12 protein-coding genes are annotated in these 14,358 nt (G+C 59.3%); 2 read left to right on the forward strand and 10 right to left on the reverse strand.

Going from position 1 to position 14,358, the window contains the following annotated elements; genetic code table 11:
* Positions 1 to 10: 10 nt before the first annotated feature.
* From D3P04_RS06955 to D3P04_RS07000, 10 genes are all read right to left on the reverse strand, one after another.
* Complete coding sequence (locus tag D3P04_RS06955) at positions 11 to 1,294, reverse strand: TRAP transporter large permease (RefSeq protein ID WP_119747277.1); 1,284 nt, start codon at positions 1,292 to 1,294, stop codon at positions 11 to 13.
* Positions 1,291 to 1,836: a TRAP transporter small permease subunit gene (locus D3P04_RS06960; RefSeq protein ID WP_119747279.1), complete on the reverse strand. Its 546-nt coding sequence runs from the start codon at positions 1,834 to 1,836 to the stop codon at positions 1,291 to 1,293. The genes D3P04_RS06955 and D3P04_RS06960 overlap by 4 nt, the downstream gene beginning before the upstream one ends.
* Before the next feature lie 23 nt (positions 1,837 to 1,859).
* Complete coding sequence (locus D3P04_RS06965) at positions 1,860 to 2,897, reverse strand: TRAP transporter substrate-binding protein (protein ID WP_119747280.1); 1,038 nt, start codon at positions 2,895 to 2,897, stop codon at positions 1,860 to 1,862.
* Positions 2,898 to 2,924: 27 nt separating this feature from the next.
* Positions 2,925 to 3,740, reverse strand: coding sequence for a putative hydro-lyase (locus tag D3P04_RS06970; protein WP_119747282.1), 816 nt, complete (start codon positions 3,738 to 3,740; stop codon positions 2,925 to 2,927).
* Between the two features lie 57 nt (positions 3,741 to 3,797).
* Positions 3,798 to 4,712: a LysR family transcriptional regulator gene (locus tag D3P04_RS06975; RefSeq protein WP_119747284.1), complete on the reverse strand. Its 915-nt coding sequence runs from the start codon at positions 4,710 to 4,712 to the stop codon at positions 3,798 to 3,800.
* Positions 4,713 to 4,963: 251 nt separating this feature from the next.
* Positions 4,964 to 8,611 carry a vitamin B12-dependent ribonucleotide reductase gene (locus D3P04_RS06980; protein WP_119747286.1) on the reverse strand — a complete coding sequence of 1,216 codons (3,648 nt, stop codon included), beginning with the start codon at positions 8,609 to 8,611 and terminating at the stop codon, positions 4,964 to 4,966.
* Positions 8,612 to 9,088: 477 nt separating this feature from the next.
* The gene (locus D3P04_RS06985) at positions 9,089 to 9,640 is read right to left on the reverse strand and encodes a 5-formyltetrahydrofolate cyclo-ligase (protein ID WP_119747288.1); all 552 of its coding nucleotides are present in this window, start codon (positions 9,638 to 9,640) and stop codon (positions 9,089 to 9,091) included.
* The gene (gene mgtE, locus D3P04_RS06990; protein ID WP_119747290.1) at positions 9,637 to 11,049 is read right to left on the reverse strand and encodes a magnesium transporter; all 1,413 of its coding nucleotides are present in this window, start codon (positions 11,047 to 11,049) and stop codon (positions 9,637 to 9,639) included. The genes D3P04_RS06985 and mgtE overlap by 4 nt, the downstream gene beginning before the upstream one ends.
* A 56-nt stretch (positions 11,050 to 11,105) precedes the next feature.
* Complete coding sequence (locus D3P04_RS06995) at positions 11,106 to 11,891, reverse strand: inositol monophosphatase family protein (RefSeq protein WP_119747292.1); 786 nt, start codon at positions 11,889 to 11,891, stop codon at positions 11,106 to 11,108.
* Positions 11,892 to 11,987: 96 nt separating this feature from the next.
* The gene (locus tag D3P04_RS07000) at positions 11,988 to 12,344 is read right to left on the reverse strand and encodes a helix-turn-helix domain-containing protein (protein WP_119747294.1); all 357 of its coding nucleotides are present in this window, start codon (positions 12,342 to 12,344) and stop codon (positions 11,988 to 11,990) included.
* A 177-nt stretch (positions 12,345 to 12,521) separates the two neighbouring features.
* Here D3P04_RS07000 and D3P04_RS07005 point away from each other — a divergent pair, with 177 nt between their 5' ends.
* Together D3P04_RS07005 and D3P04_RS07010 are read left to right on the forward strand one after the other, a co-directional pair.
* Entirely contained in the window at positions 12,522 to 13,490 is a 969-nt protein-coding gene (locus tag D3P04_RS07005; protein ID WP_119747296.1) for an NADPH:quinone oxidoreductase family protein, read from the forward strand.
* A gap of 98 nt (positions 13,491 to 13,588) precedes the next feature.
* On the forward strand, positions 13,589 to 14,335 hold the full coding sequence (locus D3P04_RS07010; RefSeq protein ID WP_119747298.1) for a Bax inhibitor-1/YccA family protein: 747 nt from the start codon (positions 13,589 to 13,591) through the stop codon (positions 14,333 to 14,335).
* Positions 14,336 to 14,358 lie beyond the last annotated feature (23 nt).

Raw genomic sequence — 14,358 nt, forward strand, 5'->3', positions numbered from 1 at the left:
CGGTCTCCTTTCACAAGATCGAGGGCAGCCACAGCGCCAGCCCCGGGAAAGCGATCAGCGCGGCAAGCATCGCGCTCATCACCAATACATAGGGAATCGCCCCCATGATGACGTCGTTCAGCGACCCCGATTTGCGGGTGCTTTGGACGACGAACAGATTCAGCCCCACTGGCGGAGTGATAAGCGCCATCTCGATCAGTACAATCAACAACACGCCGAACCAGACCTTGTCATAGCCCAGCCCCGCCATGATCGGCACGACGATGGGAATGGTTGCGACCATCAGCGACAGGGTCTCGATGAAGAAGCCCAGCACCAGATAAAGCGCAACCACCAGCAGCAGCGTGCCGAATGGCGACAGGCCCGAGCCCTGGATCAATTGGCTCAGTTGACGGCCCAACCCCGCCGAAGTCATGGCGAAATTCAGAAAATAAGCGCCGGCGATCACCAACATGATCATTGCCGAGATGCGGATGGTGCCGTGCAGCGCGTCGGATATCGCAGCCCGGCTTAACCCGTCTCCCATGAATACCGCGATCAGCGCCGCCATCACCACACCGATGGCCGCCGATTCGGTGGGCGTGGCCCAGCCGGCATAGATCGAGCCGATAACGACCAGGAATAAAATGATGATCGGGATCAGCTGGGCGAGACTTTGCAACCGCTCACTCCAGCCGAAACTCCGCGAAGGACCGCCCAGATGCGGACGGGCAGCGCAAATCGCGGCGGTAGCGGCCATGAACGCCAAGGCCATCAGCAGCCCAGGAACAAGCCCGGCCGAAAACAGTTTCGGGATCGAGGTTTCGGTCAGGAAACCATAGACGATCAGGTTGATCGAGGGCGGGATCAGAATCCCCAGCGTGCCGCCCGCCGCGATGGCGCCGGAAAACAGCCGCGGATCGTAATTCAGCCGCTCGGCCTGCGGCATGGCCACCGTTGCGACGGTCGCGGCAGTGGCAACCGACGAACCCGACGTGGCGGAAAACATCGTTGCCGTGGCGATATTGGCGTGCACCAGCCCGCCCGGCAGCCATGATAGCCATTTATCCAGCGCGGCATAGGTGCGCTCGGCCACGCCGCCGCGCACGAGGAGTTCGCCCAGCAGAACAAATAGCGGAATGGCGATCAGCGTCGAAGAAGCGGATGACGACCAGACCACCTGCCCCAGACCACGCAGCAGCGGGAAAGCGGAATAGAATTGCCCGACACCGATACCCAGAAGAAACAGTACGATACCGACCGGGATCGTCAGGGCCATCAGGCCCAGAAGGGAAAACGCGACGCTCCAGATCATTCCTCGATCTCCGATCCGATTCCCAGCGCGGCCTCGAACTCCGCGCGGCGGCCATGGGCCAGATAAGCGATGCCGATCAGTGAAAGCCCGGTGGCGGTCAGCGCGAACCACAGCCAGCCGGAGAACCAGATCCCTTGCGGGATCCACAGGGGCGTTTCCAATGGTGTATTGGCGTGCGATCCCCGCTCCAGCGTCTTTTGCAGCACCGGCCAGCATTGCCAGGCGATCAGCAGGACGACGCCATTCGTGACGATCATCGCAAAGATATCCATCAATGCGCGGCTTGGCCGGGCAAGTTTCTGGCGGATCAGGTCGATACGGACATGGGCGCGCTCGACCAGCCCGCAGGCAAGGCCCCAGCTGGCGACCGCAGCCATGACATAGCCCGAAATCTCATCCGATCCTCCCAGCGATCCAAGGCCGAATTTGCGCAACACCACATCAACCAGAATGAACGCGACCGTCAGCAGCAGCGCCACGCCCAGGATCAGGGCGATCAGCCGGTTGGCGCGTCGCAACGCGCCGTGAAGATTCTCGATCATGGCAGCAATCTCCGCCTTCTGGCTTATTCGCCGATGGTGATGCCGACCGACTGACCGACCGACTCGTTCCAACGCCCAACCCAATCGTCACCGGCGCGGTCCGCCCAGTCCGGCAACACTTCCTCCGTCAGGATCTTGCGGGCGGTTTCGGTATCCGCATCCGAAGGCTCGACCAGTGTCATCGAGGCGGCTTCGCCCTCAGGGCAGTCGCCATTACCCGTCAGGCAGGCGATATCATCCTTGAGTCCGCCTTCAAGTGCATCCCATGCGGGAGCCTCCAGATTTTCCGTCACGGCCTTGGTCAGGGTCTCTTGCTGTTCGGGGCTCAGCCCGTCGAAACGATCGCCATTCATCGCGATCACGACCGGATCCCAGCCACCAAGCGGCAACGTCATCAGATGGTCCGACACCTCCCACCAGCCGGCGGAATAACCGGAACCGGCACCAGTAACCGCGCAATCGATCACGCCGCGCTCAAGCGAGCCGGGAACCTCGGAAAAGTCGATATTGATGCCCTCGGCGCCAAGTGCTTCAAGGAATTTCGTCGTCATCCGGCCCGAGCCACGGACTTTCTTGCCCTTCAGATCAGCCAACGAGGCCACCTCGCCCTTGCAGAACACCACCTGAGGCGGATAGGGCGCGATACCCAGAACCTGAGCACCAAAGCGTTCGCGCATGATATCGTCGACCATCGGGCGTGCAGCCTCGACCATCTTTCTGGCATCGGCTGCGGTCGCGGCCAGCAGCGGTACGTCCAGTCCCTCCAATTCGGGCGCGTCGCCCACGGTGTAATCGGCCACGGTTGCGCCGATATCGAAAACCCCATCGCCCAACATCCGGTAGACGTCTTCGCCCGCAACGCCCATCTGGTCGAAACTGGTCAGTTGCGCGGTGAATTCATCGCCGGTCAGTTCGGGCAGTTTTTCGGTCCAGAACGGAGTCTCGAAATCCTGGTAAAGCGGCAGGTTGCTCCAGCTTCCGACAACGGCCAGTTCCTCTGCGAAAGCCGGACCGGAAAGCAGCGCGGTTCCGGCAGCAAATGTAAGGACGATACGTTTCATGAGTTTCTCTCCTGTTGGTTTTCTTGTTTATTCGGCGGGCGACACGCCCGTCAGCATGGCCTCGGCCCGTCCGGCGGGGATGTCGGTGACCAGCATATGGCCGGGAGCATGCGTGATTGCCAAAGCGGGGCGTGCCGTGACAATGGCGGCTTGTGGGGTGACGCCACAGGCCCAGAACACCGGAAGTTCACCGTCGCGGATATCGGGAGAATCGCCGTAATCGGGAGCCATGATATCTGCAATGCCAATCTGCGCCGGATCGCCCAGATGGACGGGCGCGCCATGAGCGAGCGGAAAGCGGGCGCAAATCTGCACCGCTTCAATCGCGTCGGCGGGGCGCATTGGGCGCATGCTGACGACCAGTGGCCCGGAAAAGCGCCCTGCCGCCCGGGTCGGCAAATTGGTGCGGTACATCGGCACGTTGCAACCGGTCTGATGATGACGCATCGGGATTCCGGCGCGGGTCAGCGCATCCTCGAAGCTGAACGAGCAGCCAAGCGCGAAGGACACGAGATCATCCCGCCACAGATCGGCGATATCGGTAGGCTCATCGGTCAGTTCGCCCTCGCGCCACACGCGATAACGCGGAAGATCGTGACGCAGATCAATCCCCTGCCCCAGCGCCGGCAACGAAGGATCGCCCGGCTCTCCGACCGCCAGCAGCGGGCACGGACGCGGATTGCTTTGGCAGAGGCGCATGAAATCACCGGCATCCTCTGCTGCAAGGATCACCAGATTGGCCTGCAAGGCATCGCCACCCGAGCCTGCGGTCGGCCCGCAGAAACCCCCGTCACGAATTTCACGACGCAACTGGCGCGGATCGGACAGACCGGATTTATTCATGACAGTCTCCTTGCGATGAAACAAGGATCGCGCAAGAGAACTTAGTTGATCAATAGTTCAGTTATGCGCAGTATTGATCTCATTATCAGATCGGTCGACGCCTGCCTCTACCGCTGCACGCGTGACTTCACGCCCGATTTCATCATTTCTTTCAGGCATGTAACAAATCGAAAAATCCAGATCAGGCAAGCGGGCCTCTGGCAGAACCTCGATTTCCTCAAGCCCGGTATGCGGCCATGCGGCAGCGATATCATGCGGGATGGTGCCAATGCCGAATCCCTGCCTGACCAGATGCAGCACGGTAGCCAGCGAGGCCGAGCCATGAATCGCCGCCGCCGTCTTCCGTCCCGGCGACAACAGGTTCACGACCTGACGATGGGGCAAGGTGCCCTTTGGAAATGACACGATGGGCAATGCTGCCAGATCGTCGATACCTGCAGGGCGCGGCAGACGGAAATGCGACGATGCGGCGAACCAGCCCAACGTCACCGAGGGCAAGGGCGTCATGCTGATACCGCGTGGAAGCTGATCGCGCATCATGATCGCCACATCCAGCCCGTCATCGATCAGCAACTGGCTTATTTGCGAAGAGGTATCGACCGAAATCTCGAAGCGCAGCTGCGGATGCCGGGTCCGCAGATCGGTCAGCATCCGCGGCAGAATCGTATGGGTCATGGTTTCGGCCACGCCAAGACGCACGACGCCCGCCATCACACCCTGCGTCAGTTCGCCCAGAATGCGATCGCGTTGAGTCACCAGTATCTCGGCCTCGTCGACCAGTCGGCGACCTGCCGCAGTCAGGCGTACGCCGCGCCCGTCGCGTTCGAAGATCGAGATTTTCATCCGATCTTCCAGATGCCGGACACGACGTGAAATCGCAGATTGCGCCAGCCCCGTCGCATCCGAGGCAGCGCGGAAGCCGCCATGCCGGACGATGGCGCGAATGATCTCGATATCACGGAAGCCAAACATGCTACGACAATGTTAATCTACGATCCATAACGGTCAAGTCAGCATGGACCCATCACCGGGCAACCGTCTATCAAGAAAAAGAGGGGGCACATGGCCCCCTCAGTGTCGCGGATCGGGTCGTTGATTCACCGCTCGAACATGGCTGCTGCCTGTTTACCGATCCGCGCAAGGGGCGAGCGCACCCGCCCCGGAACTTACCTTAAGTCTGATACCGCCTTTGCCCCGGACAACGGCAGTGTCAGGAATGTTCTTCAACTGCACCCGCTGGTTCCTCCGCAGGTATTGCACTTCATGCAGGTGCCGTTCCGTACCAAAGTGTAATTGCCGCACTCGCCGCAAGGATCGCCCTCGTAACCCTGCATCTTCGCCTTGGTACGCGCATCAATCCCGGTCGATGCGACAACCGCGGGCGCAACCTCATGCATGATTGCGGCTTCTGCCACTCCAGTGGAAACGGCCCGCGCCGACACGCCGCCCTGCAGCACCATCAGCTCTTGCGGCAAACGCTTGCGCAGATAACCCGCGCTGCTGATCTGCTTCAGCATGGTCAGCGACCGCAATTCACTCTGATCGCTGATCGGGGCGACGTTGCTTTTGCCTTCTCCTTCACCACCGCCGAGATCGTCAAAGCTTGCACCTGCGGGTTTCACATGAGCCAGATCGGTCCGATCCAGATAGGAAACGGCAAGTTCACGGAACACATAGTCAAGGATAGAGGTCGCGTTCTTGATGCTGTCATTGCCCTGCACCATGCCTGCCGGCTCGAACCGGGTGAAGGTGAAGGCATCGACGAACTCTTCCAGCGGCACGCCATATTGCAGACCGACTGACACGGCGATGGCGAAATTGTTCATCATCGCCCGGAAGCCAGCGCCTTCCTTGTGCATGTCGATGAAGATCTCGCCGAGTGCGCCATCGTCATATTCGCCGGTGCGCAGGTAAACCTTATGCCCGCCGATAATGGCCTTTTGCGTATAACCCTTGCGCCGCTGCGGCAGTTTTTCGCGATGGCTGCGCACGGCTTCCTTGACGATGATCCTCTCGACCACCTTTTCGGCGATGATCGCCGCTTTTTCCTGCGGGCTGCCGGTAGCAAGAATTTCCTCGGCCTCCTCGTCATCCTCGACCAATGCCGAAGCCAGCGGCTGCGACAGCTTCGAGCCGTCGCGATACAGCGCATTCGCCTTGATCCCCAGCGACCAGGACAATTCGTAAGCCGCCAGCGTATCCGCAATAGTGGCATCGTTCGGCATGTTGATCGTCTTCGAGATCGCGCCAGAGATAAAGGACTGCGCCGCCGCCATCATACGGATATGACTTTCGACCGAAAGGTAGCGCTTGCCCTTCTTGCCACAGGCATTGGCGCAATCGAAAACGGACAAATGCTCGTCTTTCAGGAAGGGCGCGCCCTCAAGCGTCATCGTCCCGCAGACATGATCGTTCGCGGCCTCGATCTGCGCACGGGTAAAGCCCAGATGACGCAGCAGATCGAATGTGGGATCATTCAGCTTCTCGGCGGGAATACCAAGGGTCTCGCGGCAGAATTCCTCGCCCAGGGTCCACTGATTGAACACGAAACGGATGTCGAAGGCGCTCGCCAAAGCCGCCTCGACTTTCTCGATCTCGCGCGGACCGAAACCGTGACCGGCAAGCGCGCTGTGGTTGATGCCGGGGCAATTGCCCAGCGAGGCATGCCCTACGGCATAAGCGATCATCTCTTCGATCTGGTTCGAGGGGTAGCCCAGCTTCTCCAGCGCCGCTGGAACCGATTGGTTGATGATCTTGAAATAGCCGCCACCGGCCAGTTTCTTGAATTTCACCAATGCGAAATCCGGCTCGATCCCAGTGGTGTCGCAATCCATCACCAGACCGATCGTACCGGTAGGCGCGATCACCGTGGCCTGAGCATTGCGGAAGCCATGATCTTCACCCAGGGTCAGGGCCTCGTCCCATGCTTCGCGGGCGATCGATACCAGACGCTGATCGGGACAATTCTCGGCATCCAATTCGACCGGCTTCACATTCACGCCCTGATAGGCATCGGTGCCGAAAGCGGCGGCGCGGTGATTGCGGATCACGCGCAGCATATGCTTGGCATTGCGTGCATATCCTGGGAATGCCCCCAGTTCCCCGGCCATCTCGGCCGACGTCGCATAGGCAACGCCGGTCATGATCGAAGTCAGCGCGCCACACATCGCCCGACCTTCGTCGCTGTCATAGCCAAAGCCCATATTCATCAGCAACCCGCCGATATTGGCGTAGCCCAGCCCCAGCGTGCGATAGTCATAGGATCTTTGCGCGATCTCTTTCGAGGGGAACTGCGCCATCAGCACACTGATTTCCAGCGTCACGGTCCACAACCTTGTGGCGTGGACATAGGCATCCGCGTCGAACCGGCCATCCACGTAGAATTTCAGCAGGTTCATCGACGCCAGATTGCAGGCGGTATCGTCAAGGAACATATATTCGCTGCAGGGATTGCTGCCTCGGATGGCGCCATCCTCGGGGCAGGTATGCCATGCGTTCACCGTGTCATGGAACTGGATGCCAGGATCGGCGCAGGCCCAGGCGGCATGACCGATCTGTTCCCATAATTCACGGGCCGAGATGGTTTTGGCTACCTTGCCATCGGTGCGGCGCAGCAATTCCCAGGGCGCGTCCTCGTGAACGGCCTTCAGATAGGCATCGGTCACGCGCACCGAGTTGTTCGAATTCTGGCCCGAAACCGTCACATAGGCCTCGGAATCCCAATCGGTGTCATAGGTGGGGAATTCGATACTGTCGAAACCCTGCCGCGCATATTGCAGCACCCGGTTGATATAGGTCTCGGGGATCATCGCCTTCTTGGCGCTGCGGATCGCCGTTTTCAGCCCGTCATTCTTCGCGGGATTGGTCGCATCTTCCATGCTGCCGTCCCATTCGCGGATGGCAGCGAAAATCTCGTTCAGTTTCGCCTCATGCGCCTTGGAGCCCGCGACAAGGCTTGCGACCTTCTGTTCCTCGATCACCTTCCAGTTGATGAACTGCTCGATATCGGGGTGATCCATGTCGCAGATCACCATCTTGGCGGCGCGGCGGGTGGTGCCGCCGGATTTGATCGCGCCCGCCGCCCTGTCGCCGATCTTCAGGAAACCCATCAGCCCGGATGACTTGCCGCCGCCCGAAAGCGCCTCTCCCTCACCCCGTAGAGAGCTGAAATTGGTGCCGGTGCCCGAGCCGTATTTGAACAGCCGCGCTTCACGCACCCACAGATCCATGATGCCGCCTTCATTGACCAGATCGTCGCTGACTGACTGGATAAAGCAGGCATGCGGCTGAGGATGTTCATAGGCACTGTCGGACTTCACCAGCTTGCCGGTCTTGAAATCGACATAATAATGGCCCTGCGACGGACCGTCGATGCCATAGGCCCAATGCAGGCCGGTATTGAACCATTGCGGGCTGTTCGGCGCGGCCATCTGCCGGGCCAGCATATGGCGCATTTCATCGTAATAGGCGCTTGCGTCTTCTTCGCTGGAAAAATAGCCGCCCTTCCAGCCCCAATATGCCCATGCCCCCGCAAGACGGTCGAAGACCTGCCGTGCCGAGGTCTCGCCGACATAACGCTGATCCTGGGGCAGGCCTTCAAGCGCGGCCTCATCCGCAACGCTGCGCCACAGGAACTCGGGCACGCCCTTTTCCTTGACCCGCTTCAACGCGGCCGGAATGCCAGCCTTGCGGAAATATTTCTGCGCGATCACGTCGCTGGCAACCTGGCTCCAGCCCTTCGGCACCTCGACATTCTCGTTGCGGAAAACGATCGTGCCATCCGGATTCCGGATCTCGCTGACCGTCGTGGTGTATTCGATCTCGCCATATGCGCCACTCTTTGCGGTGGTAAAGCGCCGTTCGATCTTCATGTCCTGCCCCTTCAGTCTCTTTGTTCAGTCACTGTCCCTCGTCCGGAATCCGCCACATGACACAAGCAAACCGGGGCCGATACCCGGCCATAGGACCGGGCTCGGCAAGCTGATCGCCGCCATCTCGTATTGAACCAAATTCCGGGGCATGGCGGCGATGCTTTTCGGGGTTCCCCCACCACATCTTGTGCCGCCATGGCCACACCATACAAAGTGCCGCGTTTAGGTGACGCTTTCAACATCTTTTTTTGACATTCTTTGAGCAGATAAGCGTTGACAGATCGCCAAGTCGTGATCCGCGGGATTCGCACACAGCTTTGCCCCACCAAACACCCGGGGAGGCCCTCAAACCATGATTTTTCGTATGGAATCAGAAGAATGCGAATAGATACTCGCGTGTTTTCCACAGAGTTATCCCGGGCTCATCCACAGCTTGCGCACAGCTGATGCAAACGGGCAACAGAAACGGCTGCAAATTCATCCGGCGCGCGGACGGATAATCTCGCGGCAGGTAACGATCAGATCCAAAGGCTGATCATAGGCTTCGACCGGCAGCTGCGGCAATTCCTGACTGGCAAAAGCCAACCCGATTGCGATGACACTCCCCTGCGAACGCAGAAGTTCGAGGGTCCGGTCATAATAACCGCCACCATAGCCGATACGATTGCCGGCCCGATCAAACGCGGCAAGCGGCACGATCAGCACTTCGGGCCGCAATACCGGAGATGATTCGGAAGGATGCGAAGTGCCGAACGGTCCCGCCTCCAATGCCTCGCCTTGCCATTGCCGGAATATCAACGGAACGGCCTTGCCCGGAACCACAGGCAGACAAAGTGGCCCGGAATGGTCCCGCATGGCGGGAATCGGATCGGCCTCGCCCCGCATCGGCCAATAGCCCGACAAAATCGCGCCGCCATGAGGATGCAGCGCCGCGGAAAGATGCCGCGTGATCCCCGCCTGATCGCCGCCTTCACGCTGACGGGCGGTCAGTGCCCGGGCACGCAGCGCGGCTTTGTCTGTGACACTCATACCAGCACCATCGAAGCAAGACCGAGAAAGGTGAAAAAACCGACCACATCCGTCATGGTCATGACGAAAGTCCCTGATGCAAGAGCCGGATCGGCACCCAGTTTATCAAGTGTAAGCGGGATCAGAACGCCGGCAAGCGCCGCAATCGCCAGATTAACGATCATGGCCATGCCGATCACGCCCGCCAGAGAGATGCCGCCGAACCAGAACCATGCCACCACTCCCATCACCACGGCGAATGTCAGCCCGTTCAGCAAGCCCACCATCGCTTCGCGCCGGACAACCCGCCATACATTGCCCGTGGTCAGGCTTTTGGTCGCAAGCGCCCGAACTGCGACGGTCAATGTCTGCGTTCCCGCGTTCCCGCCCATCGAGGCGACAATCGGCATCAGCACGGCAAGCGCCACGAAATCCGTGATCGTCGTCTCAAAGATCGAAATCACCAGCGATGAGACGATCGCCGTGCATACATTCACCATCAGCCACGGAATGCGCCGACGTAAAGTTTCCGTCACGCTGTCTGTAATGGATGAATCCTCGCCCACACCGGCAAGCAGAAGGATATCCTCTTCATGTTCTTCGTCCAGAACGGCCATCGCGTCGTCGATGGTAATGACACCGACCAGCCGGTCATCCTTGTCCACGACCGGCGCCGAAATCAGGTGATACTGGTTAAAGGCATAAGCCACATCGCCTTCCTCGGCATAGGCGCTGATGGTGCGGAAACTGTCCTCGCGCAATGTGCCAAGCAGCGCGTCGCGTTTTGCGGCCAGCATCCGGCCAAGCTGAACATAGCCGACAGGATGCCGCCGCGGATCGACCAGAATGACATGATAGAATTGTTCGGGCAGCCATTCCTCTGCCCGCAGGAAGTCGATCATCTCGCCCACAGTCCAGTGCTCCGGGGCGGTAACCACCTCGGACTGCATCAGGCGCCCGGCGGAATATTCCGGATAGGTCAGTGACTGCTGAACCGCTGCCCGGTCGGAATCGTCCAGAGCGGCCAGAATCCCTTCCCGGTCTTCCTCGTCCAGATCTTCAACCAGATCCACGACATCATCGCTGTCCATCTCGCGGACGGCGTCGGCCAGAACCTCGGGCGGAAGCTGCTCAAGCACCTGCTCGCGGATCGCCTCGTCGATTTCGGAAAGGATCTCGCCGTCGATCTCGCCCGCGTAAAGTTCAAGGAAATCCCGGCGCCGCGACGGATCCAGCCTCTCGATGATATCGGCGATATCGGCGGCATGCATCGGCTCGAGCAAGTCGTTCAGCCGCGCCTTGTCCCCCATCGCAATCGCTTCGTGGATCTGATCCAGCAATTCGCGCCGGGGCAGGAATTCATCCTCCTCGCGCTCCGACGGTGCCTCGGTAACCAGTTCTTCGGTTTCGGGGCGCTCGTCTTCGCTCATCCGGAATCTCCTGTCAGGCAATGATGTCGGGTTTCAATTCATGTAAAGCTGGGATTTCAGGCGTTCAACAACTCAAGCGCCTGACGGTGAAGAAGTTCCGACGCAGCCGCAATGACCTGCCCACCGGAAGCGGCAGAGCCGCCCTGCCAATCAGTAACGATTCCTCCTGCCGCTTCGACAACGGCCAGAGGTCCGGCAATATCATAGGGCTGCAACCCCGCTTCAATCACCAGATCCACCTGCCCAAGCGCAAGCAGGGCATAGGCATAGCAGTCAAGCCCATATCGCGTCAGCCTGACCCGGTTTGCCACATGCCCGAATGCTTCACCCTCATCCGGGGTGCCGATCTCGGGAAAGGTCGTCAACAGCGTCGCCTGCCCAAGCTCTACGCCCTGCCGCACAGCAAGCGGCTTCTGGCCCGAGGGACCGGTAAAGCGCGAAATACCCAATCCGCCCTCGAAACGCTCACCGATATAGGGCTGATCTACCATGCCGTAACGGATGGAATCGCTATCCTTCAGACCGATCAGGACGCCCCAGCTTGTCGCACCGCAGATGAATGCGCGAGTGCCATCAATCGGATCGAGGATCCAGGTCAACCCGCTGCGCCCCTCGCTAAGGCCATATTCCTCGCCAAAAACCGAATCGTCGGGGCAACGCCGGGACAATACCTCGCGCATCGCCTTTTCGGCGGCACGGTCGGCAACCGTCACCGGGTCGAAATCCGCCGGACGCTTATTGTCGGCAGCAAGATTCCGGTCACGGAAATGCGGCAGGATCGCCTGCCTTGCCGCATCCGCCATTTCATGCGCCGTATCTATGATCCGTTGCGCGTCCTGCATGGATGCCTCCGCCGCTCTGCCCCGTAATGACGGTTTAGCGTCAATGGCTTACGGCTTCCAGCCCCGGCGAAACGCCGGTCATCGGAATTTCACAAATCAGGCGACGTTGGAAAGCACCCGCGCCAGCTCAAAAATCTGCCGCCGCTGCGCCTCGGGAATCGAATAATATGCACGTACGAGCTGCAATGCTTCCTTGTCAGCGAGGATATCCCCCTCGACTTCAGCCATCGCATTTTCGTGCAGTCCTTCGAAAAAGAAATTCACCGGAACGTCAAGTGCATGCCCAATGTCCCACAGGCGAGATGCCGAAACCCGGTTCATCCCGGTTTCGTATTTCTGGATCTGCTGAAATTTGATCCCGACCTTATCCGCAAGCTGTTGCTGAGTTACCCCGATCATCCACCGACGATGACGAATCCGCTTGCCAACATGGACATCTACACTGTGTTTCATTGTAAACCCTCACTACAATCCCAAATTGAACTACGCATAGCCGCGCAATCTACGGCTGTTAGCTCGGAAAGCATACCAAAAGCTGAATGAAAATACAGAAAAAGTTATCTGACTTGAATCGCCTTTAATATACTTGTGTAATTCAATGAAATAATACTGCTTTTCGCCGAGGTGAACATGCCCGAAACAATCAGTGCCGCAAGCGTGAATTCTTATGGGCAGGATCCCGCTATAGAGGAGCTTTCGCCACCAATTCGCTCGCAGGACGAAGTTCTGCTGCGCATGCATTGCGCTGCACTGAACTTCGCGGATCTGCTGCAGGCACGGGGTGAATATCAGGAACGGGTCCAGCCGCCCTTCGTTCCGGGGCTGGAAGGTGCGGGCGAGGTTCTCGAGGCGCCGGACGGCAGCGGGCTGATCCCCGGAGACCGGGTTGCGGTCTGCTATTCAGGTACACTGGCCCAGATGATCGCGGTGCCTCAAGACGCCTGCATAAAGATCCCCCGCCGGATGAGTTTCGAACAGGCCGCCGGCTTTCAGATCGCCTATGGTTCCAGCCATCTGGCATTGACCGGATTAGCGCGATTGCAGCCGGATGAAACGCTGGTGGTATTGGGCGCGGCAGGCGGAGTCGGACTGACCGCGGTCGAAATCGGCCATGCCCTCGGCGCGCGGGTCATTGGCGTGGTCCGCGGCGCGGACAAATTGCAGACCGTCACGGATGCCGGGGCGGAGATGGTGATCGACAGCGCCGAGTGCACCGATCTCAGGGCCGAGCTTCGCAAGGCAGGCGGCGTTCATGTCGTCTACGATCCGGTGGGCGGTACAGCAGGAAAACAGGCCTTCGGGGCGTTAAGGCGCGGGGGCCGCTTCCTCGTCATCGGCTTCGCCTCGGGAACGCCTCCGGAATTGCCGCTTAACCACGCGCTCGTTAAAAATATCGCCATTCACGGCTTCTACTGGGGCGGTTACCGCGAATTGAATCCGACAGCATTGCGACAAAGCCTAGAAGAGCTGTTTGCGCTGTTTGACAAGGGAAAACTCACCCCCGTCGCCGGAGAGATCCTGCCGCTGTCACGGCTGGCCGACGGGTATGAGATGCTGCGCAGCCGCAAAGCTGTCGGTAAAATTCTCATCAGCATGTAAAATGCTGCAAATATCGCGCCTTCCGAGGTTGATTCACGGCGGGTTCCTGCCAATATAACTGCCATGACCTCTATGCCATATTTACAGGGGAGATATTGATGGCAGACTACAACACTTACCGCACCGCGCAGGGCGTCGGCACCCGCTCAGCGGTGATCGATCAGGGCCTGCGGGCCTATATGAACCGCGTGTATGGGCTGATGTCGGTCGGAATGCTTGTGACCGCCATCCTTGCCTGGGGCACCAACATGCTGGCGGTCGCGCCCGATGGTCAACTGACATCGCTTGGCGTGACGATCTATCAAACGCCGCTCAAATGGGTGATCATGTTCGCTCCGCTGCTGGTCGTCTTCGGCTTCGGCGCCGCGCTGAACCGCCTGTCAGTTCAGGCCGCGACCATGGTATTCTATGGTTTCGCCGCCTTGATGGGCATCTCGATCAGCTGGATCTTCATCGCCTATACGAATTTCTCGATCGTTCAGACCTTCCTTGTCACGGCCATCTCATTCGCTGGCTTGTCGCTTTGGGGTTATACGACCAAGAAAGACATCTCCGGCTGGGGCAGCTTCCTGATCATGGGCGTGATCGGGCTGATCGTCGCCTCGATCGTCAATATCTTCCTGCAGTCCAGCGGGCTGCAATTCGCGATCTCGATCCTCGGCGTACTGATCTTTGCGGGGCTGACCGCCTACGACACGCAGAACATCAAGAACACCTACCTGCGGATGGCGGATTCGGACAGTTCACTCTTGGCCAAGACGGCAATCATGGGTGCTCTGCAGCTGTATCTGGACTTCCTGAACCTGTTCATGTTCCTGCTGCAGTTCCTTGGCAACCGCGAATAACCGCTCCCTATTCAAACACGCAA

This window comes from Paracoccus onubensis (assembly GCF_003591515.1).
Taxonomy (GTDB): domain Bacteria; phylum Pseudomonadota; class Alphaproteobacteria; order Rhodobacterales; family Rhodobacteraceae; genus Paracoccus; species Paracoccus onubensis.

Bases quoted from the DNA above. Each gene is read 5' to 3' on its own strand.
- D3P04_RS06955 (WP_119747277.1), bottom strand. From the start codon at position 1,294: ATGATCTGGAGCGTCGCGTTTTCCCTTCTGGGCCTGATGGCCCTGACG.
- D3P04_RS06960 (WP_119747279.1), bottom strand. From the start codon at position 1,836: ATGATCGAGAATCTTCACGGCGCGTTGCGACGCGCCAACCGGCTGATC.
- D3P04_RS06965 (WP_119747280.1), bottom strand. From the start codon at position 2,897: ATGAAACGTATCGTCCTTACATTTGCTGCCGGAACCGCGCTGCTTTCC.
- D3P04_RS06970 (WP_119747282.1), bottom strand. From the start codon at position 3,740: ATGAATAAATCCGGTCTGTCCGATCCGCGCCAGTTGCGTCGTGAAATT.
- D3P04_RS06975 (WP_119747284.1), bottom strand. From the start codon at position 4,712: ATGTTTGGCTTCCGTGATATCGAGATCATTCGCGCCATCGTCCGGCAT.
- D3P04_RS06980 (WP_119747286.1), bottom strand. From the start codon at position 8,611: ATGAAGATCGAACGGCGCTTTACCACCGCAAAGAGTGGCGCATATGGC.
- D3P04_RS06985 (WP_119747288.1), bottom strand. From the start codon at position 9,640: ATGAGTGTCACAGACAAAGCCGCGCTGCGTGCCCGGGCACTGACCGCC.
- mgtE (WP_119747290.1), bottom strand. From the start codon at position 11,049: ATGAGCGAAGACGAGCGCCCCGAAACCGAAGAACTGGTTACCGAGGCA.
- D3P04_RS06995 (WP_119747292.1), bottom strand. From the start codon at position 11,891: ATGCAGGACGCGCAACGGATCATAGATACGGCGCATGAAATGGCGGAT.
- D3P04_RS07000 (WP_119747294.1), bottom strand. From the start codon at position 12,344: ATGAAACACAGTGTAGATGTCCATGTTGGCAAGCGGATTCGTCATCGT.
- D3P04_RS07005 (WP_119747296.1), top strand. From the start codon at position 12,522: ATGCCCGAAACAATCAGTGCCGCAAGCGTGAATTCTTATGGGCAGGAT.
- D3P04_RS07010 (WP_119747298.1), top strand. From the start codon at position 13,589: ATGGCAGACTACAACACTTACCGCACCGCGCAGGGCGTCGGCACCCGC.